Annotated in this window: 21 protein-coding genes; 12 read left to right on the top strand and 9 right to left on the bottom strand. The window is 42.4% G+C overall.

The features are described from left to right. Positions 1–253, top strand: a 253-nt coding sequence (locus tag F6K51_RS28460; protein WP_293026444.1) for a hypothetical protein, incomplete at its 5' end; no start/stop codon positions are given. Between the two features lie 32 nt (positions 254–285). Here F6K51_RS28460 and F6K51_RS28465 read toward each other — a convergent pair. The 3 genes from F6K51_RS28465 to F6K51_RS28475 form a co-directional block, all read right to left on the bottom strand. Continuing rightward, positions 286–672: a hypothetical protein gene (locus F6K51_RS28465; protein ID WP_293026446.1), complete on the bottom strand. Its 387-nt coding sequence runs from the start codon at positions 670–672 to the stop codon at positions 286–288. Between the two features lie 149 nt (positions 673–821). Beyond that, a complete protein-coding gene (locus tag F6K51_RS28470; protein ID WP_293026448.1) occupies positions 822–1,010 on the bottom strand; it encodes a hypothetical protein in 189 nt (62 codons plus the stop codon). A 172-nt stretch (positions 1,011–1,182) separates the two neighbouring features. Further along, a complete protein-coding gene (locus F6K51_RS28475) occupies positions 1,183–1,605 on the bottom strand; it encodes a helix-turn-helix domain-containing protein (RefSeq protein ID WP_044492023.1) in 423 nt (140 codons plus the stop codon). A gap of 190 nt (positions 1,606–1,795) precedes the next feature. Between F6K51_RS28475 and F6K51_RS28480 the strand changes: the two genes are divergently transcribed. The 7 genes from F6K51_RS28480 to F6K51_RS28505 all read left to right on the top strand — a co-directional run bounded on the left by F6K51_RS28480 (position 1,796) and on the right by F6K51_RS28505 (position 10,500). Further along, positions 1,796–2,008, top strand: coding sequence for a hypothetical protein (locus F6K51_RS28480; protein ID WP_293026451.1), 213 nt, complete (start codon positions 1,796–1,798; stop codon positions 2,006–2,008). 458 nt (positions 2,009–2,466) lie between these two features. Next, positions 2,467–3,531, top strand: a complete 1,065-nt coding sequence (locus F6K51_RS28485; RefSeq protein ID WP_293026453.1) for a glycerophosphodiester phosphodiesterase family protein — start codon at positions 2,467–2,469, stop codon at positions 3,529–3,531. Continuing rightward, positions 3,503–4,237, top strand: coding sequence for a calcium-binding protein (locus F6K51_RS28490; RefSeq protein ID WP_293026455.1), 735 nt, complete (start codon positions 3,503–3,505; stop codon positions 4,235–4,237). Before F6K51_RS28485 ends, F6K51_RS28490 begins: the two co-directional genes overlap by 29 nt. A 1,389-nt stretch (positions 4,238–5,626) precedes the next feature. Then, positions 5,627–8,152 (top strand): esterase-like activity of phytase family protein, encoded by a 2,526-nt coding sequence (locus F6K51_RS28495; protein WP_365940307.1) that lies wholly within the window; start codon positions 5,627–5,629, stop codon positions 8,150–8,152. A gap of 147 nt (positions 8,153–8,299) precedes the next feature. Beyond that, on the top strand, positions 8,300–8,938 hold the full coding sequence (locus F6K51_RS38655; protein WP_365940308.1) for a calcium-binding protein: 639 nt from the start codon (positions 8,300–8,302) through the stop codon (positions 8,936–8,938). Between the two features lie 343 nt (positions 8,939–9,281). Beyond that, entirely contained in the window at positions 9,282–10,232 is a 951-nt protein-coding gene (hpsE, locus tag F6K51_RS28500) for a hormogonium polysaccharide biosynthesis glycosyltransferase HpsE (protein ID WP_293026457.1), read from the top strand. Positions 10,233–10,371: 139 nt separating this feature from the next. Continuing rightward, positions 10,372–10,500, top strand: coding sequence for a hypothetical protein (locus F6K51_RS28505; protein WP_293026459.1), 129 nt, complete (start codon positions 10,372–10,374; stop codon positions 10,498–10,500). 1 nt (position 10,501) lies between these two features. On the opposite strand, the gene F6K51_RS28510 is transcribed toward F6K51_RS28505, so the two are convergent. After that, positions 10,502–11,074: a helix-turn-helix transcriptional regulator gene (locus F6K51_RS28510; RefSeq protein WP_293026461.1), complete on the bottom strand. Its 573-nt coding sequence runs from the start codon at positions 11,072–11,074 to the stop codon at positions 10,502–10,504. A gap of 188 nt (positions 11,075–11,262) precedes the next feature. Between F6K51_RS28510 and F6K51_RS28515 the strand changes: the two genes are divergently transcribed. After that, positions 11,263–11,448, top strand: coding sequence for a hypothetical protein (locus F6K51_RS28515; protein WP_293026463.1), 186 nt, complete (start codon positions 11,263–11,265; stop codon positions 11,446–11,448). 544 nt (positions 11,449–11,992) lie between these two features. Here F6K51_RS28515 and F6K51_RS28520 read toward each other — a convergent pair. The 3 genes from F6K51_RS28520 to F6K51_RS28530 form a co-directional block, all read right to left on the bottom strand. Continuing rightward, a complete protein-coding gene (locus F6K51_RS28520) occupies positions 11,993–14,470 on the bottom strand; it encodes a CHAT domain-containing protein (protein WP_293026465.1) in 2,478 nt (825 codons plus the stop codon). 94 nt (positions 14,471–14,564) lie between these two features. Then, positions 14,565–15,899, bottom strand: a complete 1,335-nt coding sequence (locus F6K51_RS28525) for a DUF1822 family protein (protein WP_293026467.1) — start codon at positions 15,897–15,899, stop codon at positions 14,565–14,567. Further along, positions 15,892–17,445: a hypothetical protein gene (locus tag F6K51_RS28530; protein ID WP_293026469.1), complete on the bottom strand. Its 1,554-nt coding sequence runs from the start codon at positions 17,443–17,445 to the stop codon at positions 15,892–15,894. The genes F6K51_RS28525 and F6K51_RS28530 overlap by 8 nt, the downstream gene beginning before the upstream one ends. Before the next feature lie 298 nt (positions 17,446–17,743). Between F6K51_RS28530 and F6K51_RS28535 the strand changes: the two genes are divergently transcribed. Continuing rightward, on the top strand, positions 17,744–18,805 hold the full coding sequence (locus F6K51_RS28535) for a hypothetical protein (RefSeq protein ID WP_293026471.1): 1,062 nt from the start codon (positions 17,744–17,746) through the stop codon (positions 18,803–18,805). Positions 18,806–18,873: 68 nt separating this feature from the next. Here the strand turns inward: F6K51_RS28535 and F6K51_RS28540 are convergent, their stop codons facing one another. Next, the gene (locus F6K51_RS28540) at positions 18,874–19,047 is read right to left on the bottom strand and encodes a hypothetical protein (protein WP_293026473.1); all 174 of its coding nucleotides are present in this window, start codon (positions 19,045–19,047) and stop codon (positions 18,874–18,876) included. Here F6K51_RS28540 and F6K51_RS28545 point away from each other — a divergent pair. Further along, the gene (locus F6K51_RS28545) at positions 19,039–19,704 is read left to right on the top strand and encodes a Uma2 family endonuclease (protein ID WP_293026475.1); all 666 of its coding nucleotides are present in this window, start codon (positions 19,039–19,041) and stop codon (positions 19,702–19,704) included. The genes F6K51_RS28540 and F6K51_RS28545 overlap by 9 nt on opposite strands. A gap of 56 nt (positions 19,705–19,760) precedes the next feature. Next, positions 19,761–20,660: a polysaccharide pyruvyl transferase family protein gene (locus F6K51_RS28550; RefSeq protein WP_293026477.1), complete on the top strand. Its 900-nt coding sequence runs from the start codon at positions 19,761–19,763 to the stop codon at positions 20,658–20,660. A 147-nt stretch (positions 20,661–20,807) separates the two neighbouring features. On the opposite strand, the gene F6K51_RS28555 is transcribed toward F6K51_RS28550, so the two are convergent. Then, a complete protein-coding gene (locus F6K51_RS28555; protein WP_293026479.1) occupies positions 20,808–21,653 on the bottom strand; it encodes an ABC transporter permease in 846 nt (281 codons plus the stop codon). Between the last annotated feature and the right edge of the window lie 221 nt (positions 21,654–21,874).

Consider the following 21,874-nt stretch of genomic DNA (forward strand, 5'->3'; position numbering starts at 1 on the left):
AGAGGGGATACAGGCAAGTCCGCAAGCAGATAGTTTGATAACATTTAGCTTACCTATGAAAATCCTATCAAAACTTGTTATAGTTATCGCTGTTGTGGTGATTTCGGCTTTGCTGCGTGTGGCTTATTTAGAGAAAGAATCCCTGTATTGTAATGATATAATTAAAAGAGTTGATCAAGGTGAACCAGATGCTACTGATACATACTATGATGATCATGATTTTAGAAGACGATGTAAGAAATTTTTGGATTGATCATGGTAGATAAAAAAAATTTTTGTATTTTTTTATTGACGAATTTCACAATTTTGAGGATATTTAAGAATATTTTCTTCTTTAACTGCTTGATCTTGAACAGAACCATCTGAGTCTGAGCATTTTAATAATTTTTCACGAATCAAAAAATCATAACGCTTATCTAGTTGAATTTTTGCAAATTTGGGATTATTCTTAAAAGTTCCTATCTTAGTTACCTTAATACATGGGCTCAGTTTAGCGATAACGTCAGTATCATTTGGATTTCTATTATAATGTAGGCGTACATTGTATTTTGAACATTTATTATCATTATCAGAGTTTGAATTATCCTGAGCAACAGCTGTTGTAACTATACCGAGCAGGAGAATAATGCTTACTCCAATAATAACAAGGTAATTTAAAATTTTTCCTTTCATGACAAAGAGAAGAGTAATGGTTGACTACTATACTCTTCGCTAGATCTAAATTAAATCAGGATATTTGACTAAGAAAGCCAGAAATATCTCCAAAAATTTATGAAATGGCGGTAAACTCGCACAAAACAGTGTTTTACACTACTCAATTTTTATGCTAAGTTAATTCTTTGTTTGAGGAAAAAGGTAAAAGGCAATAGGCAATAGGCAATAGGCAATAGGCAATAGGGGACTGCTGCCAATGTCGCAGAAGACAGCAATCGAGATAGTCTGGTCTTTGCCCGAAACCGAGAGTACAGACCTAGTTGACCAGTACTTCTAGCTGGGTGGTTTGATGCCATTGACCATAGGTCACGCTATGGGATTGGCTTACTGCCACGCTATGCGATGAAGCGAAGCTTCCGCTAAAAGCGATCGCAAAACATTGACTGGTTCAATGCGATTGACAGTAGGTCACGCTATGCGATGAAGCGAAGCTTCCGCTAAAAGCGATCGCATTCACATCCCATCCCATCACGCTGAAATCACTTCAAAATCAGAAATCGTCTCAATCCACACCCGTGCTCCACACTTGAGGGGATCATCTGGACGATACATTACCCGACAGGGGCCATTGACTTCTACCGTATGACCGTAAACATTTTTAGAGCCTCGCTTCACCGTAATCACAGGATTACGCTCCCCGGTCTTGAGATTTTGGCGAATCACTTTCTGGTTAACATGAATCACAGCCTTAGTGTACTCTGTACGCTTTGACCAGTTCCGTTTTGGTCCGCGAGTGCCAGGAGTGACCACCGGCATACCATCAAACAAGGGAATCACCCAAGTTCTACCCACCTTATAAGCGCCTTTAACTCTGCCTTTGCCCAGAAGGTAACGGACGCGAGTGGCAGAAACACCGAGTAATTCAGCGGCTTGTGCAGTGGAAATCATCATGGGTAGTAAACCATTGCTTTTACGATATTATTATCTTAACACTATTTTCCCAAAAATGCAAAGATTTGGAAAAACTATTGCACTGTCGCTATTTCAGGGCTTGTGGTAGGTGTGGTAAGTGTGGTAAGTGTGAAAAGAGCTAAAAATGTGGTTAACGTGGGAGGTGTGGGAGTGCTAAAAAACTATTGCATTGTCACAATCTCAAGCAGTAGGGGCAACTGGGATTAGTGGGATTAGTGAGAGGAGTGAGATAAAAGTGTTATCAAAAACTATTGCATTTTCACAATTTAATGCTAATACCAAGTTGCGTGGCCAACGGCTGAATACTTACTTAAAAAAAATCAAAAATAATTATTTCCAGATCCGCTGTTCCCTATTTCCTACTCCCTTTGCTAAAAACTAATTGTTAAAATCCTTGATAACAAAATTCTTGGCCGACACCTTACTTAGTCAGGGATTATATAAAAAATCTCTAGCCTCAAGGTTAATAAAAAACTAAAAAAATTAAGTTAAAATTAAATCTAGGTTAACTTTACAAAATCTTTATACCCTACTCAGATAAAATTACACTAAAAATTTACAGCGACTTCAAAAACAAGCTTTAACCAAACCTTATAATTATGTTTATATAATTACAATCAAAATTTAACCTGGAAATGAAACCCTTACTAAGGGAGGTCAGCCAGTTTCAATCATCACGTAAACCTAGGCCAAGGCGATTTCAGGTTGGCAACAATTACGTACTATGTGATAGCTGAAAGCTGAAATGCTGACACAATTTAGCTAGTTTCTGTGCTTCTAAGTCTATAGATATAAAAACGCTAAATTCGAGAGTTTTAGTCTCGTTGATTCCAGGATTTTATGAAATTAAAAGGATTTGCATCTTTACCAGCTGATACCTTTGCAGAAGGACCCCAGTCTGGTGCAGACAATGGCAGGGGTGAACCGATTTCTGCCAATGGTCGCACCGGTCCGTTTGATGGACAACCTGTTCAAGGCTTTAGTGGTGTTCAGTTTGCTCCTAGTGGGGGTGGCTCTTTTTGGTTCCTATCAGATAACGGTTTTGGAGCCCAACAGAATAGTGCTGATTATTTGCTCAGACTCTATCAAGTTAACCCTGATTTCAAGGGTGCAGAGGATGGAGATGGTAGTGTTGAGATTGAAGGCTTTGTTCAACTGTCTGACCCTGATGGCAAGATTCCTTTCAAGATTGTCAACGAAGACAGTAGCGATCGCTTTCTGACCGGGGCTAATTTTGATATCGAGTCTTTTGTGATTGATGCTAAAGGCGATATCTGGATTGGTGACGAATTCGGTCCGTTTATACTTCACTTCGATAGCACTGGTAAACTGCTCGAAGCCCCTATTTCTACTCCCAATATCCCCGGAAATACCACAGGGGAATTTGTGCGATCGCCTCAAAACCCAGATTTAAAGTTCAATACCCTTGATGGTGATCCTCCTCTAGTGATTGGACACCGGGGTGCTAGCGGTGATCGTCCAGAGCATACCTTAGAAGCTTACGCTCTTGCCATTGAACAAGGGGCTGATTTCATTGAGCCTGACCTAGTCATCACCAAAGACGGTGTCTTGATTGCTCGTCACGAACCGTTGCTAGATGATACCACTAACGTAGCTGACGTATTTGGTGAAGACCGCAAGTCTACCAAATTTCTCGATGGTGAAGAAATTACTGGTTACTTTGCTGAAGATTTCACCTTAGCAGAAATCAAGCAACTGCGTGCTGTTCAACCTCTTGACTTCCGTAGCGATGAGTTTGATGGTCAGTTTGAAATTCCCACTTTCAAAGAGGTTATCGAACTACTCCAGCAGGTAGAAGCCGAAACTGGCAAAAAAATCGGTATCTATCGTGAAACCAAGCATCCTACATTCTTCGATGACCAAGGCTTGTCCAACCTTACCTGATGGCAGACAATCCCTAATTGTTGCTAGCGATAACAATTTCAATGACAGCCAGATTACCCAATTCCTAGCATTTGGGCTAGACCTCGATAATATTCAATCTCCGACAGCAATAGTAGAAACTACCTCCGAGATTAACGGTACTCAAGGGGCTGACGAGTTGATTGGAACTATTGATGCTGATCTGATCAATGGCTTTGATGGAAATGATACCATTGCTGGGGGATTGGGTAATGATATCATATTTGGTGGCAATGGCGATGATATCCTACGGGGAGATAGCAATAGCAAGGCCCCAGGTGGTAACGCTGGTGGTGATGATATTATCTATGGTGGTTCAGGAAGCGATCGCATTGGCGGGAAATCTGGTAATGACTCCCTCTATGGTGGCTTCGGAGATGATCAACTCTGGGGTGATGCTGGGGATGACCTATTAAGTGGTGGTCTCGGTAATGATACTCTGACTGGAGATAACTTTTCTAATGGTAGTGGCAGTGATACCTTTGTCCTAGAGATTGGGGAAGGTACTGACACGATTACAGACTTCGAGCTGGGCACTGACTTAATTGGTTTAGGCAATGGTTTAAGCTTTGGTGATGTGTCTATCACCTCCGATAGTAATAATTCTCTAATCAATGTTGGAGATGAAACCCTAGCAGTAGTGTTAGGAGTAACAACCCTTGCTGAAAGGGATTTGGTTATCTTATAGCAATTCTCAAATTAGGAAGTAGGGGAATAGGTAGTCGGGAGATGGGGAGATTTGTATTAAGGGTAATAATCGAGACATCATAACTCCCTCACTTCCCAGATTCGCTGTTTCTTTATCAAACTACTTAATAATAGGTAACCTGGAATAGGTAAATTGGGATCATAACTAATGAGTTTTAGTTAGTTTTTAGCTAATTTTGCTTATAGCGGTTCTCATAGTAATGAGGTACAGATGATTGTTTACCTGTTCCCTGAGCCGAAGTTACCTGTTCCCGATTCCCGATTCCCGATTCCCGATTCCCGATTCCCGATTCACATCACAATTTAAATGTGTGACAGCTTAGTATTAGAAATTGGAGTCGGGAGTGTGAAGAGCTTCGCCCTAGAGGGTAAGACCCTACACCTACCCGATTGTGAATTCAAGCCCAAATCTGTAGCTACTCATGTAAATTTTAAGTAAACCTGAGGTAACAAACAGGCCAAATTCTGTAAGATTCTGTAAAGGTTACTATAGTAGCATCTTTTATAGTATAGTTTTATTTAAAACCAAAAATAAGCTATGGCTTAATTAGTCTGACCAATAGGATCGACTTAGAGGTTAAGGCTACCCACATACCTTTGGTCATTTATGAAAACGGTGCTTAGCTAGTGGGCATCTATAGCCCAGTTGCTTAGATCAAAGACAAAGGATTTGGATTTAGTTTGCTAATCGGAGAGTATCAAATCCAAGACAGTAAAATTCAATAAAACCTTAAGTCGCTGTTGCTGAACTAGTGATTGCAATGACATCGGGTAAAGGATCAAATCTACTTGATAATGAATTGAATATCAGCCTAGCTAGAGTCCATTGAAATCCAGATAAAAGTTATGGGTAACTAAATAAATAAAGTCTGTATTAATTTGGCTGAATTATAAAGTTACATGCTCATACTCCCCTGGAATCAAGGTGATAACTATCATCAGGTTAGTTACAAGCCTAGCTTGCTTTTATGATAATTTGCGTTATTCAGCCATCGCCACACTATCTCAAGGTTAAAAGTTAATTGTCAACACTAGCTGTAGAGTTGAGACGCAACCCCTAACTAAGTAGGTATAAAATTAACGTAATAGGCTGGGGTTTAGCGGTTGATTCTAAACCATTAACCAAAATGAAATTCAACACTAAAAAACCTTAGTGGTAACGCTAAAAAACTACCTATTTAATTGAGCAACTAAGACCACAATACCAAATAATTAAGCGAATAAAAATCAGTTTAATTATTTGGTATCAAGGAAAATTTATAAATTTTGCTAAGGGTTGTGAGTACATAATTATTGCTATAAAACTTTCAATAAGTTGATAGCTAATAGCTGAACTGGGTACTCGCCATCTACTATCTAGGATAAATTTGTGGCAGATATATTAAAGAAAATTGGCAGCTTTTCTAGTGAGATGGGGGCTGAAATTACCGCCTACGACCCCATATCTCAAGAGTTATTTGTAGTATCTGGTGGAACTGAGGTGCAAGTGCTAGACCTCAGTGATCCCACCAATCCAACTGAGGTAATACCACCCATTGATATTGCTTCTTTGATACCTGACATTGACGGAGCAAATAGCGTAGCCTATAGCAATGGTTTACTGGCGCTAGCGTTAGAAGCTAGCACCTCTACTGATCCAGGTAAGGTAGCAATTATAGATATTGCTGCTTATAAGAACAATCCGGCTGACCCCAATGCCCTGAAGGTAGTGCAAGCGGGGCCCCTACCCGATATGCTCACCTTTACCCCTGATGGCACCAAAATACTGGTTGCTAATGAAGGAGAAGCGGATGATGGCATTGATCCTGAAGGATCGATCAGTATTATTGATGTGTCCGGTGGGATAGCAACTTTAACCCAAGACAATGTCGCCACAGCAGACTTCAGCGCCTTCAATGGTCGTGAAGCGGAATTCCGGGCAAAGGGTGTACGTATTTTCCCAGACAAGACTGTTGCTCAGGATGTGGAACCAGAGTTCATTGCTGTCTCAAGCGATGGTACTACAGCCTTTGTCAACCTCCAGGAAAACAATGCCTTTGGGGTGGTAGACCTGGAGTCCGCTACAGTGGTGGATATCGTGCCTCTGGGTGTGAAAGACCACAGCCAAGGTCAGCCCACCCTAGAGCTATTTGAGTTCAATGACTTGCCTGTACTTGGTACTACCGAAGGGGGTCAAGAGATTAAACTGGGCGGACTGTCTGGCTTATTCTACGAAGGGACGGATGCAGCAACTGGCAACTTGAAGTTTGTCACGGTTCCTGACCGGGGACCCCATGGCAAACCCACTGATGTGGATGGAGATGGGAGTAAGGAACGACCCTTTGCCTTACCGGATTACCAAGCTCGGGTGATCCGCTTTGAGTTAAATCCCAGCTCTGGCGAGATCACCATTACCGAAACCATTTTCTTGACCCGTCAAGATAGCACCACACCAATCACAGGACTACCCAATATTGCCGGGGTGGATGAAGAACCAGTAGACTTATCTGGCAATTTGCTGCCCTTAGATGAGTTTGGTGCTGACCTGGAAGGGGTAGTAATCGCTGCTGATGGCACCTTCTGGATGGTGGATGAGTACCGTCCAGCTATCTACCACTTTGATGCCCATGGTGTTCTGATTGACCGCTTTGTTCCCCAAGGCACAGCTGCCTTGGCTGGTGCAGCAGTGGGAACCTTTGGCACTGAGTCCTTACCTGAGGAGTACGCCAATCGCCGCCGTAACCGTGGCTTTGAGGCCGTAGCTCTGGATCCAGACGATAATATCCTCTACGCCTTTATTCAAACTCCTTTACAGAATCCAGACCGTGCTACCTCTGATAGCTCTGATGTGATTCGCATTCTCGGAATTGATACTACCACAGGTAATGCCGTTGCCGAGTATGTTTACTTGCTCGAAGACCCTGCTTTACGTAGTGGAGGACGAGTAGATAAGATTGGTGATGCGGTATACGCTGAGGATGGAAAATTATTTGTCATTGAGCGAGATTCCGCAGTTGGTGATACAGCGAAGAAGTTCATCTTCCAAATAGACCTGACAGCAGCCACTAATTTGCTTGCTCCGGATGCCCCCACACTACCCACTGGCTCTACTCTGGAGCAGTTGAGTGCAGATGACCTAGATGCTCTTGGGATTCAGGCGGTCAATAAAATTAAGGTGACAAACCTACCTTCGATTGGGTATCTCGCTGGTGATAAACCAGAAGGTCTAGCGCTACTGGATGATGGCAAACTGGCTGTACTCAATGACAATGACTTTGGAGTACTCGATCAGCAGATTCCGGTGGATGGCTCGGTTCCTCTGAACCCCAATCCAACTCCTGTGGTATTAGGTCTGATCGACCTGGGTGAGAACAATGCCTTGGATGCTAGTAATGAGGATGATGGCATCAACATCCAGAATTGGCCCGTTTTCGGTCTATACCAACCAGATGCGATCGCATCCTTTGAGGCAAACGGTCAAACCTACTACGTCACTGCCAATGAAGGGGATATCAGGGATGAAGAGGAACGGATTGCAAACTTGACCCTCGACCCAGAGGCCTTTCCCGATGCTGAAACCCTACAACCAGAGTCTCAACTGGGTCGTTTGAGAATATCTACCATTGATGGGGATTTGGATAATGATGGTGATTTTGACCAGCTATTCTCCTACGGTGGGCGCTCCTTCTCAATTTGGGATGAGTTTGGCAACCTAGTGTTTGATAGTGGTGATGACTTTGAACGAATTACAGCTCAGCAAGTTCCTGAACTATTTAATTCTAGCGGCACTCCTGATACTTTTGACGACCGCAGTGACAATCAAGGACCAGAACCGGAAGGAATTGTCACCGGGGTCATTAATGATCGCACTTACACGTTTATCGGTCTCGAACGAATAGGCGGCGTGATTGTCTAGGATGTCACTAATCCCACGGCTCCTGAATTTGTCCAATATCTGCCCAATGATAATGGTGGCAATCCAGATGATCCAGTAGACCGTGAGCCTGAGGGGCTAACATTTATTCCTGTAGAAGACAGCCCCAATGGTGAACCCCTGCTGGTAGTGGCTCAAGAAGACAGTAAAACCATTACTGTCTTTTCAGTCAACCCCGGTCCGGGAACTCCATCAGATGACGAACTAGTTGGCACCGAAGCTGATGAGACAATCATTGCTGGAGCTGGAAATGATCTAGTTGCTGGTGGCTTAGGTAATGATACTATCTTTGGGGGTAATGGAGATGATATATTACGAGGTGACTTCAACAGCCGTTCCTCTAACAATACCCTTGGAGGGGATGATGTAATTTACGGGGGTGCTGGAAGCGATCGCATTGGTGGAAAAGCCGGTAATGATTCCCTGTTTGGTCAGAAAGGTGATGACCAAATCTGGGGTGATGCTGGGGATGACCTACTGCGAGGCGGTCTTGGCAATGATACCCTATTTGGTGATAATGACTCTAGTGATGGTAGTGATACCTTCATCTTGGCAGCTGGTGAAGGAACTGATAAGATTGGAGATTTCCAAGTCGGTGAAGACTTGATCGGTTTAGCAGACGGGTTAACCATTGGTCAGTTATCTGTTACTCAGGAAGGCAACAACGCTGTGATTAGCTCCGGTGATGAAACCTTGGCAATCCTGAATCATGTCCAGGCTGAAACCCTGATCGATAATGCTGCTACGACTTTTGTATTGATTGGTTAAGGCAGAGCCGTTGAAGGTGTAAGGTTGAAGGTGTAAGGTTGAAGGTGTAAGGTTGAAGGTTGAAGGTTAACGGTTGAAGGTTGAAGGTTAACGGTTGACGGTTGTTCGCCCTTGGCGTTTGGTGTAGGGTAGGTTGTCTGTCAGAAGGCAGAATGTAGAATTCTTAATTCTTAATTCTGCATTCTACATTCTTAATTCAAAAATGTTGTTCGCCCTTGGCGTTTGGTGTAGGGTAGGTTGTCTGTCAGAAGGCAGAATGTAGAAGGCAGAATGTAGAATTATTAATTCTTAATTCTTAATTCTACATTCTTAATTCAAAAGGGACTCTAATGGTTGACTACCCATGATTGATTTCACAGTTGCTATCTGTACCTATAACGGCGAAACTCGTCTACCTAAGGTTTTAAAGCGATTACTGTATCAAATTAAAACCGACCATTTTGCTTGGGAAATTCTGATTATTGATAATAATAGTACTGATAATACCAGCAAAATTGTTGAGGAATATCAATCCTATCCAGGAGCTTATCCTATTCGATATTACTTTGAACCAAAACAGGGGATAGCATTTGCTCGACGCCGTGCTATCCAGGAGTCTAAAGGTGACTATGTCGGTTTTTTAGATGATGATAATATCCCTACTCCTGATTGGGTTAGTGCTGCCTATAATTTTGGTCATTCCCATCCAAAAGCTGGTGCTTATGGTAGTCAAATTTATGGAAACTATGAAGTTAAACCACCGGAAAACTTTCAGCGAATTGCTTGTTTTATTGCTATCATAGAACGAGGTGAAGAGCCATTTTGTTATCAGCATCGTCAAGGGTTATTTCCTGTCGGTGCGGGGTTAGTGATTCGTAAGCGAGCCTGGTTAAATAATGTTCCTGAACAGCCTTGGCTCAAGGGGGTATGTGCGACATCCCTATCTGCTAAAGGAGAAGATATAGAAACCTTATCGTATATTCAAAAAGCGGGTTGGGAAATTTGGCATAACCCTCAAATGTGTATTGAGCATCAAATCCCAAAATGGCGTTTGGAAAAAGACTATTTATTGAAATTATTTCGAGGTGTTGGGTTAAGTCGGTATCCCACTCGCATGTTGCGCTTTCAACATTGGCAAAAGCCTATCATGATTCTAGTTTACCTAATCCATGATTTGGGCAAGACTATCCTTCACCTGATTAGATATCGCCAACACCTCAAGACAGATTTAGTAGCAGCTTGCGAACTGGAACTTTTTGTGAATAGCTTGTTTAGTCCATTTTATCATTGGATTTTTGGAATCAGTAATAAATAATAAGGCAAAATGCTGGCATGTATGAATAGGGAATAGGGAATAGGGAATAGGGAACAGGGAATAGGGAACAGGAAACAGAGTGTGGGGAGAGGGGTTAGTGTGGGTACTGTGGCGAGAGCGAAGAAGTAGTTTTCGATAATTGGGTATAATTACAAACATTTTTTTACTCCCTACTCCCTACTCCCTACTCCCTACTCCCTACTCCCTACTCCCTACTCCCTACTCCCTACTCCCTACTCCCTACTCCCTTTGCTATATAACTAACTAATTTAATTGGCCTCTAAAAATTCCTGTTTAAATTGGTAAAACTTAATTTTAGCATAAATATTTTTCAAGTGCTTCTTAACCGTGTTGAGAGTAATGAGCAATTCATCAGCAATCTCCTGATAGCTGTAATCAGCACGACGCAGTAACCAAACTTCGGCCTCACGAGGAGTCAAGTCATATTTATTCACCTCTGCGATCGCAAAACTCTCAGCATATTGATCGTGATTTTCTAGTGTTACTAAAATGCAGGGATTTTCAAAGGAGTCTAAGGTGAGCTTAACGGCTCGAATCCGAAAAGATGTTGAGGGATCAGTAATAATTTCAGACTCGATAATTATTGACTGATTTGGATATAACTCACAGCTATCGAGCACAGCTTGGCAAACACGCCTGATTTCTTTGGGAACAACGTTAGATTTTGACCTATCCACTGCCAGTTGAGCACAAATAAAGCGACCATAGCAATTGCTATGAACTAACTCTCCCTGAGCGTTCAGAATCAAGACACCATCCATTAATCCTTCTACTACCCCTTGTAAGAGAACACCGTTAAACTGTCTTGCCTGAGTATTCATCCTCTAGACCTATGTGAACGTTACGAATCTGCAACAGAGCAGGTCCCTACTACAGGTACCTACTACAAGTCCCTACTACAGGTTCCTACTACAATCCATAGGTGTAGCGGCTTTGAGCTTATGCAGTAGCTTATCGAGTTCTGGTATCACTAGTTCACAAGAGTGGGTCAGTGTTGAGTTGTAAGCATATGCGCTACGCGCAGGCTACGCCAACAGCAGTCAGCGGTCAGCGGTCAGTGGTCAGCGTTCAGTGGTCAGCGTTCAGTGGTCAGCGGTCAGTGGTCAGCCTTGTGGGACAGGCTTTGGCCTTGGCCTTTGGCCACGCTACGCGAATGGCCACGCTGTGCGAACGACGCATCGGACCTAACCCATAAGCTAATAGCTGATAGCTGATAGCTGATAGCTGATAGCTGATAGCTGATAGCTGATAGCTGATAGCTGTTCGCGTAGCGTGCGCGTAGCGCATATGCTTAGCTCAGCACTAGTGTCATTCATTTAAAATCTAGAAACTGAGTTAGAAAAGGTAGTATAAAAAGACTCAGAAGGATAATGACAATCATGAATAACTTTAATGTTAAGCTATCTTCCTGTTCGAATTCATTCCCTGTCGAGTTAACGATGTTTTGAAAAATCGAATTATCTAAGGGCTTCTTCCACCATGGTCTTTTTTGTCTTTTTCGTGGATGTTTTTCTGTTTGAGTCATTGGCACTTGGGTATTAGTATTCGTAAGTTTTGAGATTAGCTTAGTCATGGAAGGGTGCATCTCATATTTGTAAAAAAGTTGCGTAGGGTGCGTTAGGGGGGCCTCATTTTCCGCCTCGTAGCCAGGGTTATGTTGCTGCCCGTAACGCACCACGGTGTCAAACAGCAAAAATGAGATGCACCCGTCATGGAATAGATCTTATTCAAAATCACTCCTACCTTAAAGAATATTTTTGGAGAGCGAAACTATAGTAAAACCAAACTAGTATTGACGGTAAAAACCACGGAATCAATACTAATGCTGAGATATAAACCTGCAATACAAATAATCCGTATATTCCTGTTATACTTCCCAAGGTTAATACCTGTTCATGTCGCTGTAGTAAGGTTTTTTTTACCAGGATAATAGTAGTCCATTTTCCTAGGAATGCCCCTAGAAAAATAACCCAATGATCAGGAATCCAAACTACCCGATGCTGCCGGATTATATGGTGAACCATATAAGCAAATACTTCTCCTCTAGTTAATACTTCGAGGCACTGCTTTAGATCCTGTTCAACAGGTTGATAGTAATGGCACCAATAGCCAGCAACTGACGGAAAGTAAAAGTCATCTTCGGTGTCATTGTAGTCACCATGGGTGATGATAACAACTTGCTGCATCACATGCTGTTGGAGTTCTGGATTAGGCACAGGAAAATTGAGAAGTTCCTTAGCTGTAATAGATTTGTAGACTTGTCTAGGAGGAATAGAAAAGTCAATAATGGAAGCTAGTCCAAAAGGAGGAGCAGATTGATTGAAAGGAATCAGCCCTTGATTGTGAGTCTTTCCTGGCTTTAGATAATCACTGACTTGGGACTGAAAATCTACTGTACTGTTTAATGTTGGCTGGGGTAAACTATCTGAAGATGACTGGTGATTGAGCAGATGAGCTACTGCTAGCTGATAGGCAAACGGACATGACTCGTCGATACAGGTGGGATCTAGAGGCTGTTCAATAGTCCAAGGCTCAAAGTCTATGTATCCTTCTAAACTCCATTTGCGACTAGCGACTTTATCTTGTTTATCTGTTGCTAGCACAAACCAAGTATTCTGCTTTTCCACAGCAGAGCGAATCGCTTGATCAAGGTTTTCGTATCTAGGTTGGTAGATATGCCGACTGTAGTAAATGCCGATTACTTGAGCATTCAAGGCGTATAGGTGTCTTACCAACTTGGCTAAGTATTCGGAATCAATCAACTTACCTTGTGTGCTTTCTATTGCTTCATCAGCTTGATCTAGAGATTCCTGATCGATAGCAACTAACAAAACAGGCGCTAAGGTATGCTTTGGTAATTGATTCGTCAAATTACGATAGACAGCTTGAACAAACGCTCGGATGTCGAACAATAATTCGACTTGAATAGCTGGGATGACGCTCAGCAGTAAAACTGTTCCCAATGCGATCGCTTCTGGTCTTGTCGGTAACCACTGCTGCAGCATTTTCTTCCAATCAAACCGCTCAATGCGATAGGGAATCAAACCGGGAGGATTAAATAAAGAGGGAAGCAGATAGGCAGAGGGATAGGCAAATTTTTCTACGGATTGAAGATGTTGACAGGCTTCGAGTAGTGCATCGTAAACATCTCTATGGTCAGCTAGGGGCTTACAGAACTGCTGGAGAAAACTCTGAGCCACATCATTGCGAATGGGTTCCCGCATCACTATTACCTGTAACCCAAGTTTAATCAGAGAGTTAGCAATGCTCAGACCACTGCAGGAGTTGAAAATGGCCAGCTGCAATTGATTTTCCCTAGCTTGAGTTAATTTTTCTTCGAGTTCACTAATCGACAGGGATATATTCGGAGCGATCGCAAGTCTTCCTCCTGTGGTTGTGGTTTCATCGCTATGTCCAGCAAAGAACAGCACATCCCAGCCTCGTTGATCACAGATAGCATTAGCAATTTTAGTTTTGATATCGACATGGTTTTCATGGGGTTGCCAGGTTACTCGCTCGACCTCAGCAATAGACTTAAGCGATCGCACAGCTTTCCAATCGTCCTGCAACGGTAGTCTGGGATCATCTCCGAAGATAGCTAGAATACGGGTTTTTCTACGGTGCGCGTTTCCTAGCGCTTTAAAAAAGCCCGGGGTCGCACCGCAAGCTGTCAGGGGCTTAGTACAAGCAATGGGATCCGGATTATCCATAGCGCTTCTGAAAATGCGAACCCTCCCCAGGGGTGTGCCTTCAGGAGCAAGTTCCCAAGTTTCCCATGGTAACCGTTCCATTTCTATAGAGTCACAAGCTACGAAAATATCAACACTGGGGTGAGTACCAATCCCCTTGCCTTCTTCCGATATCACTTGAGCAACACGAGTCAATTCGTCTCGAATCCGCTGTTGAATCTTACGAACGTTTCCTTCTCCTAACCAACGCTGGAAAGCATTGAGGAACTCTCTTTCTGCCTCCATCAAATCATAACATCGGTCACCTGAACCAGGATTAATTCTGCCACTATCTCCTATAGGTTTCACTGACGGGAATTCGTAAAACCTAGTGTAGCGCTGTCGCCACCGTTGATAACATCTTTGTATTTCCTTGCAATAGTTCAGGCTGGCAGATAGCTGCCTTCTCCTATCATCCCATAGCAGCAAAAAGAAACAAGAATTATCATCTGTTTTATACCAAATTTTTATTTCAAAAACCGTAGTCATTACCCAAAATAATCCTCGGATATATTTACTATTTTTACCTGTCACATTTTATGAATGTACTACTCCCTTTTTAATAAATAACTTAAAATCCTGTTTAACTAGGCTGGAATGCATAAGGAGATAAGGTCTGTGCTGAGCTATCCGGTGGGATAATGGTCACAACAAATTTTTCATCTGAGCGTCCTTCCACACGGGCAAACAGAAATGGATCATCAAGCCCTGATACAGGCTCATGTATAATAGACCTTAGATTGCTAACTTGTAGCTTGAATCCATCAGGTAAAGGAGTACCCAGCTGGGTTCCTAAAATTACCAGCAATGACCATTTTGGTGGAGGAATTGGAGAGTCAATCGCCCAGGTTACCGCACATAGTCGTAAAGCAATTTCACCTAAATCAATGTCCTGATAGGATCGACCTGGTTCGGGAGGAATGTCCATTCCTTGATATCTAAGCTCGTTAATCACATTCTCGAATTTATCAATTGACCGAAATACCGATAAATTACCAGTAATGGTTTGAGGGATAAACAATCCTAAACCTTGGGCAAATTCATCTAATTTACCCTCCAACCATTGTTGTGTATTGATAGCCTTTTGAGTTAGGATAGTAAATACTTCTGTAATCCGAATCGAAAGGGACGTTGTTCTCTGTGGAGTTAGTTGCCATTGATATAATAAATCCAGTAATTCAGGACTTTGGAGTATAGTCAGCCCTTGCTCCCAAGTTAACGTTTGCCAAAGAGTTTGCTCAGGATATTGTAGGCGTTCTAATAATGTTTCTAATGTTTCCAAGTCAGGTTGGTTAACAGATAGCCTAGGGAGGTAATTAGGGGAAATTACTGGTAGCTTAATGACAGCGGAATCCAAGAAACGTAAATAAAATAGTAGGTGATTTGGCTCAGAATCAAACAATGACAGAGGTAAACTATAGTTCCAATCAACTTCAGGATGTAAATTACAAACTTGTCGATAATTAACCAGTTCGTCGTAACGGATAAAGCCTCGAATAATAGCAGTTTCTAGCTCTTCTTGCACTTCAATCACAACATAGAAATGAGCAGCAAATTCTGGTAAATCAATGGCGGCTATCGGTACAGTTACTACTTCATCAATTAAACTCTCACTGGTAATTAAACAAAGCTTAAATTCGCCTACTATAAGATTACATACCGCTTCAATCACATTAGCGTATTTAGGTTGTCGTAAAGAACAACAATTCTCAGAAATCAAAATATTAGCTAACTTTTCCTCTAACCATTGTGTAAAACTAAGTAATGCTAGTCCATTCAGATAGGTTTGCCATTGGCGTGCTTCTGAGATGACTTGATTACTCATTTGTACTGCTTGCTCAAACTGTTCGGACTCTAACCAAATACATTCTGGTTGCACAAGCCTGAGGTCGGTGGAATTAACAGAATAACTAGTCATGATTTTCCTGCTTCGCTTTCTCAAGGTAGCGGCATAGTCGCTGGGTATATAGGCTATTAGTAGAACACTTTTTCCCTGTCATGATTTCTGCAGCTGCTTCTTGGAAGACTTCAGCATCCACGAAAGCTTCTAGGTGTTCCATCAGGTTTCTGAAATAGTCTGGATCCCTAGACATATTTGCCAGATTAAACTGATGTGCTGCATGGGAGATAATGTGGAAAAGTTTGTCTATTGTCCAAAACCGCACCCGATTGAGCAGATCCTTTGGATTTAGCACCCGGCTCACTTGGGACTGATTGGTCATTCCTAAAATAGAGGCAATCTCGGCTTGAGATTTACCGTGACAGTAGATCAGTTCAAGACCTGATATAACCTTTGATGCAAAACGGGCATAACTTCGACTGCGCTCTAGCTTGGTAATACGGTCAGTTAGCCCTTGCTCTATCCCCAAATCCAAACAGGCTATGAGTTGCTGACTACAGAATTGCTGTAATTCTTGTCGTGCGATCGCATCTAAAGTGTTGGTGAAATTTTGGTCTGGTAACTCTCGGTTCCGTCCAGTATCCGAATCCGACACCTCTAGGGATTCCGATGGCGGAAATCCGCTGCGAATCCATATGTCATATCGCCTTAGCACTCTGGCTAGATGTTTGAGTTCATCCCTCAGCTGTACTAGAGAGTTGACAATTACCGATTTTTCCTGCAAGAGGTGGCTCATTTCTTCAAGTTGAGCCTGGGTGGGATCGGGACAACGTCTAGCTTTTTTTCCTGGCTGTTGGCGTCTGTCCCGACGGTAGACCCCATGAAAGGCTTCTAGAATATTGCGATCGCGTGGCAAGAGTTGTTCAAATTGTGTCGGTCTAGCTCGATTCAGCAGCGCCCAGTCACTGAGAAAACAAAGTCCCCGCTCCGATAAGAAGTCTTTGAGTTTGGGATTTTGTTTGGTTTGATAGTAGACCCAATCATCTAACCTAGACTTGGATGGGGAATTCAGATTATATTTTCGTAATACTTCAACGGTAAAAAATTGGTAATCGGTTTTTTTGGTTTCCCTATCGCCATTCAGGATAAGTTGAGTTATACCATCCTGATCTAAGATGATTAGCACTTTTCCATCATCATCAAGCACAAATGGCAGCAAATCCCGATAGGTGAAGTGATTGCTAGCGCTATATAAACTAGCCAGTTTCTTGCAAGCTTTCAGGATTGGGTAAGAGACATAGCAACGAAGACAAAGTCCTGCTCTAGCACGACTTATGGGTGACCCAGACGCCTCAGGGTGAAACCAGGCGTATAGGGAGGTTTGAATGTCCCGATGCTGCTCCACCGACAAATGCGCACCTCTAGGACTTTGCCCGACGCTGCCGCGAACGGTCAATCGCGTTTCTGAAGCATCTAATTCTAGACACTTCTGTTGAAAAAACTCCCATGCTAGCGGTAGTAACAGTTTTTTGTAACCACACCCAACACTAGCAGGATCAAGTCTTAAAATTTCCCAATATCTCGATAGAGGCACCATCCTTACACTTTTGCTTAGCTGTGCCATATTGTCTCATACAGATTCTTAGGTTCGCAGTACCCGAACGGGTAATTTTTTCCAAAAGATGATATGGTATAATTCAGCTTTTTTTATCACAAGATAAATGCCAAGTTGAGATCAAGTTCCATTAATCACTTATCAAATAGTCCCTGGATTTTTGGGTCAGGGTAATCCGTAATGCCTAATCATCAACTACTAATTACCCATTACCTTTTACCCAATTACCAATTCCCTTATAAGGGATATATTAATTAGTTAACCAAATTGGAGATTGATTTGATATTACTTCTTTATCCAGGATTCAATGACCGATAAATTACCCCCAATTTACTTCTACATTCCTCAGGGTTTCTGGCCGGACACCATGCCCAAAAGTGCCGATGAGAACTGGAAAGGCTTTGGGATTGGTATCTATGCCTGGACTTTACAAACCTATCTGCGCCTGAAAGCCGATGGTTTCCCTTGCGAACTAGTAGCAGAATTGCCCACAGAGGGGATTGTTCTGATCCACCGCAATTGCTTACGAGCTCACAAAGACCAGCTCAAGCCAGGACCAAAGTTATTGCTGATTTGTATTAAAGCTGAACAAATACCCTATCCCTATGCTCAACTCCATGTGGTACAAAATCCTCTGGAAACAATGCATCTGCGCAATAGTTACTACCTACCCCACTGGACTCAGCCAGGGTTAATTCAGCGCCATCCAGCACGATGCGATCGCTTTGAAAGCATCGCCTTCTTTGGTCATGACAATAATCTAGCGCTAGAATTAAAGCCTCCCTCCTGGCAACAACAACTCCAAGCACTGGGGTTATCTTGGCAACCAGTAATCAATCGCAATCATTGGCATGACTATAGCAACCTAGACAATCGCTGGCATGACTACAGTCAGATTGATGCTATTGTGGCTGTGCGTAGCTTTGAGTGTCACACAGGCTGCTTCCACCGCAATTACCTGACCAAACCAGCTACCAAACTCTACAATGCTTGGCTAGCAGGGGTTCCTGCTATTCTCGGATGTGAAGCTGCTTATCAAGTAGAACGCTATAGCCCACTAGACTATCTGGAAGTGGCTACCCCTAGCGCGTTAATTTCAGCCCTTAAGCGGTTGAAAGAAGAGCCAAATTTACGTAGCGCTATGGTTAAAAATGGTAGAATTCGTGCCAAAGCGATCACCCCTTCAAGTACTACGAAGAAGTGGCGTTATTTCTTAGAAACTATTGCATTACCTGCCTATGATAATTGGTGCAATCAATCTAATTGGTCTCAACAGATTACCTTGGGACAGGGTTATATTGGCTTTCAGGGAAATCGAGTTAAAGATAAACTAACAAGAGTTTTATTGGCTAGCAATAATTCCAGATAAAAGTCGATGGTAAATGGATTTTTGGAAATGAGTTTGGTATCCTTATTATATAGCAGTTGTCAATTCGGTTAGGTACTTACACCGGTGGTTTTTAGGGAGTAGGGAGTAGCGATTAGGGAGCAGGGAGTAGGGATGCAGCGCTTTTTTAACAACAAATAGTTTGACCTATCATTGTAAAACGCTATACTTAAACTAGATACTAACCCAATAGTACTTATTAACCATTCATAACTATGGTTCAAGCAGTATCAAAACTATTAACGTTTGACGAATTCTTAGAACAGTACCCAGAGGATGGAGGAAACTATGAACTTCGCCAGGGTAGAATTTTAGCGATGCGTCCCACCGGTTTACACGAACAAGTAGCAGCTCTCATTGCCAGAAAAATTGATGTCGAAATAGAGAGACTTTCACTACCTTACTTTATTCCTCGAACTTGTCTTGTCAAACCCTATCAACAGGGGGAAGGTTATTTACCAGATATCATTGTCTTGGATAAACAAACTGTCGTGGAAGACCCATACTGGCAAAAAGCGATGCAGCGCGGTCTTGGGGGTCCCCCCCATGAGCGACTGCATCAAGACAAGTCAAGTATTTCAATCGGTAAATCAGCTAAGTTAATCGTGGAAGTCGTTAGTACCAACTGGCAAGATGACTATCTAACCAAACTAGCTGAATACGAAAAATTTTGTATTCCAGAATACTGGATTGTTGACTATAAAGCCCTAGGAGGAACCCGATACATTGGGTCTCCTAAAATTCCTACAGTTTGGATATACGAGTTAGCTGATAATGAATATAAAGAAGGCCAAATATTTACGGGTTGTGATTCTATTGAATCACCAACTTTCCCAGAATTAAAACTAACTGTTGACCAGCTAGTCAAGGCCGGAACATAAACCTTTAGTGGCTCTACCGAAGTAAAATGCGACATATTAGGGAATAACAAACAATAATGAAACTATTCTACTACCAATACTCACCGAAACGATTCCCCGGTGGTCTCAATAACTTTGGCGATGATCTAAACCCTTGGCTATGGCAACAGTTAATCCCTAACTTACTAGATGACGACGAAAGTACTGCCTTTGTTGGAATCGGTACCCTCCTAAATAATTTACTACCCAAGCGTTTACCCAATGCTCGCCGAATCATAATTTTTAGTAGCGGAGTCGGTTATGAAAAGTTACCAAAACTCCAAGATTCCTGGACAATTTACTGTGTTAGAGGACCCCTCTCCGCCAAAGCCTTAGACATTTCCCCTCAATTAGCCGTTACCGATGGAGCAGTGCTAGTCAGACGACTCTTCCATCCAACCACTGAAAAAATCCATCAATTTGCCGTTATGCCCCATGCTAAATCTGCCAGATATGGCGGTCAAGCCTGGCATCAAATCTGTGAACAAATCGGCTTTAAGTATATTGACCCTCGTTTGCCTGTCGAGCAAGTATTATCTGCCATCAGCCAAACCAAAATCTTACTAACAGAAGCCATGCATGGAGCAATTGTAGCCGATGCCCTACGAATTCCCTGGATTCCCATCTGCACTAATCCAAGTATCTTGGCATTTAAATGGCAGGATTGGTGCTTATCTGTTGGTTTGAAATACCAACCCCAATATATCATGCCTCTGTGGGATTTATATCCTAGAACAGCACGGGGAATTCGTTCCTCAATCCGTTATGCTCACTTTTGCTTTAATTGGCTCAAACAAGATCAGTTGCGTTCAGTCAAGACACTTTGGGGTGAAAAACAACAATTAATCGCCACTCAACTATTCAGAATCGCTCAAACTACCTCTCCCTACTTAAGTAATGATCATCGGATCGAACAACTTACTACTGAATTGGAATAAAGGTTATATAAATTGAAATCAAGGATGAATTATCAAGGATGAATATAACTTTTTGGGTTGCATAACTAAGGCATGTAATAGTATAAAGTTATCTTGTATCAGTGATAAATTCCCGATTCCCGATTCCCGATTCCCGATTCCCCATTATTACCGATTTTCCACACTCCGATAACGGAGCCATTCAGCTATAAAAGCAACTGCACCTGATACCAGGATTAGCAAAACACTAAGGGCATTTATATCTGGTTTAACACCAGTGCGGATGCGGCTAAAGATTTCCATAGGTAAGGTAGTTGCACCAGTCCCAGCTGTAAAACTAGAAATCAGAAAATCATCCATACTTAGGACAAAAGACAATAAACAACCGGCAATAATCCCTGGCATCAATTCCGGTAGTAATATTTTTATAAAAGCTTGTAAGGGGGTTGCTCCTAAATCAAGGGCTGCTTCTTCTAGGTGAGGGTCAAGCTGGGTGATACGGGAGGAAACAACAATGGCAATATAGGCCAAACAGAAAACTATATGAGCTGCTATGATAGTCCACAGACTCAGAGGAATAGCCATAACTGCCAAAAAGATGAGAGTTGCGACTGCGATCGCAATATCTGGGATAATCAGGGGTAAGTAGGAGATCCCTCTATACAAGCGTTTCCCTGGAAACTGGTAACGGGCTAAACCGACTGCCATCATGGTACCCAATACCGCAGAAATCCCTACTGCCACTAGCGCTACCGTGAGACTATTGAATAGTGCGGTCCTTACACTCTCGTCCTCCCATAGTTTTAGGTACCACTTAAAGGTGAATCCCTGCCACTGGGCACTGTATTTAGAGTCATTGAAGCTATAAAACGTCAGTACCAGCAGGGGTAGGTACATATAAAAGAACATCACCAGGGAGAAAATACCCTGCCAAGAAACCCGGAGTTTTGGTTGAGAATTTACCATGTCTAGGGGAAGCTCCTCCTGCTGATGGTAGAGTTGCTCATTAGTCATTCGTCAATGGTTAATTTTAATGATTAATAGTTAATGGTTAATTAATATCAAGTTTCTAGTTTAAATTTTTCATTTTTATAAATGCAACCCTATTTCCCTACTCCCTACTCCCTACTCCCTACTCCCTACTCCCTACTCCCTACTCCCTACTCCCTACTCCCTACTCCCTACTCCCTACTCCCTACTCCCTACTCCCTACTCCCTACTCCCTACTCCCTACT

The sequence above is a fragment of the Moorena sp. SIO3I8 genome (assembly GCF_010692325.1).
Classification (GTDB): Bacteria; Cyanobacteriota; Cyanobacteriia; order Cyanobacteriales; family Coleofasciculaceae; genus Moorena.

Excerpts from the sequence above, each read along its gene's own strand:
- F6K51_RS28535 (WP_293026471.1), top strand. The coding sequence starts at position 17,744 with ATGACCGATAAATTACCCCCAATTTACTTCTACATTCCTCAGGGTTTC.
- hpsE (WP_293026457.1), top strand. The coding sequence starts at position 9,282 with ATGATTGATTTCACAGTTGCTATCTGTACCTATAACGGCGAAACTCGT.
- F6K51_RS28530 (WP_293026469.1), bottom strand. The coding sequence starts at position 17,445 with ATGGCACAGCTAAGCAAAAGTGTAAGGATGGTGCCTCTATCGAGATAT.
- F6K51_RS28550 (WP_293026477.1), top strand. The coding sequence starts at position 19,761 with ATGAAACTATTCTACTACCAATACTCACCGAAACGATTCCCCGGTGGT.
- F6K51_RS28555 (WP_293026479.1), bottom strand. The coding sequence starts at position 21,653 with ATGACTAATGAGCAACTCTACCATCAGCAGGAGGAGCTTCCCCTAGAC.
- F6K51_RS28475 (WP_044492023.1), bottom strand. The coding sequence starts at position 1,605 with ATGATGATTTCCACTGCACAAGCCGCTGAATTACTCGGTGTTTCTGCC.
- F6K51_RS28465 (WP_293026446.1), bottom strand. The coding sequence starts at position 672 with ATGAAAGGAAAAATTTTAAATTACCTTGTTATTATTGGAGTAAGCATT.
- F6K51_RS28490 (WP_293026455.1), top strand. The coding sequence starts at position 3,503 with ATGACCAAGGCTTGTCCAACCTTACCTGATGGCAGACAATCCCTAATT.
- F6K51_RS28520 (WP_293026465.1), bottom strand. The coding sequence starts at position 14,470 with ATGACTACGGTTTTTGAAATAAAAATTTGGTATAAAACAGATGATAAT.
- F6K51_RS28525 (WP_293026467.1), bottom strand. The coding sequence starts at position 15,899 with ATGACTAGTTATTCTGTTAATTCCACCGACCTCAGGCTTGTGCAACCA.
- F6K51_RS28510 (WP_293026461.1), bottom strand. The coding sequence starts at position 11,074 with ATGAATACTCAGGCAAGACAGTTTAACGGTGTTCTCTTACAAGGGGTA.
- F6K51_RS28545 (WP_293026475.1), top strand. The coding sequence starts at position 19,039 with ATGGTTCAAGCAGTATCAAAACTATTAACGTTTGACGAATTCTTAGAA.
- F6K51_RS28470 (WP_293026448.1), bottom strand. The coding sequence starts at position 1,010 with ATGGCATCAAACCACCCAGCTAGAAGTACTGGTCAACTAGGTCTGTAC.
- F6K51_RS28485 (WP_293026453.1), top strand. The coding sequence starts at position 2,467 with ATGAAATTAAAAGGATTTGCATCTTTACCAGCTGATACCTTTGCAGAA.
- F6K51_RS28515 (WP_293026463.1), top strand. The coding sequence starts at position 11,263 with ATGCGCTACGCGCAGGCTACGCCAACAGCAGTCAGCGGTCAGCGGTCA.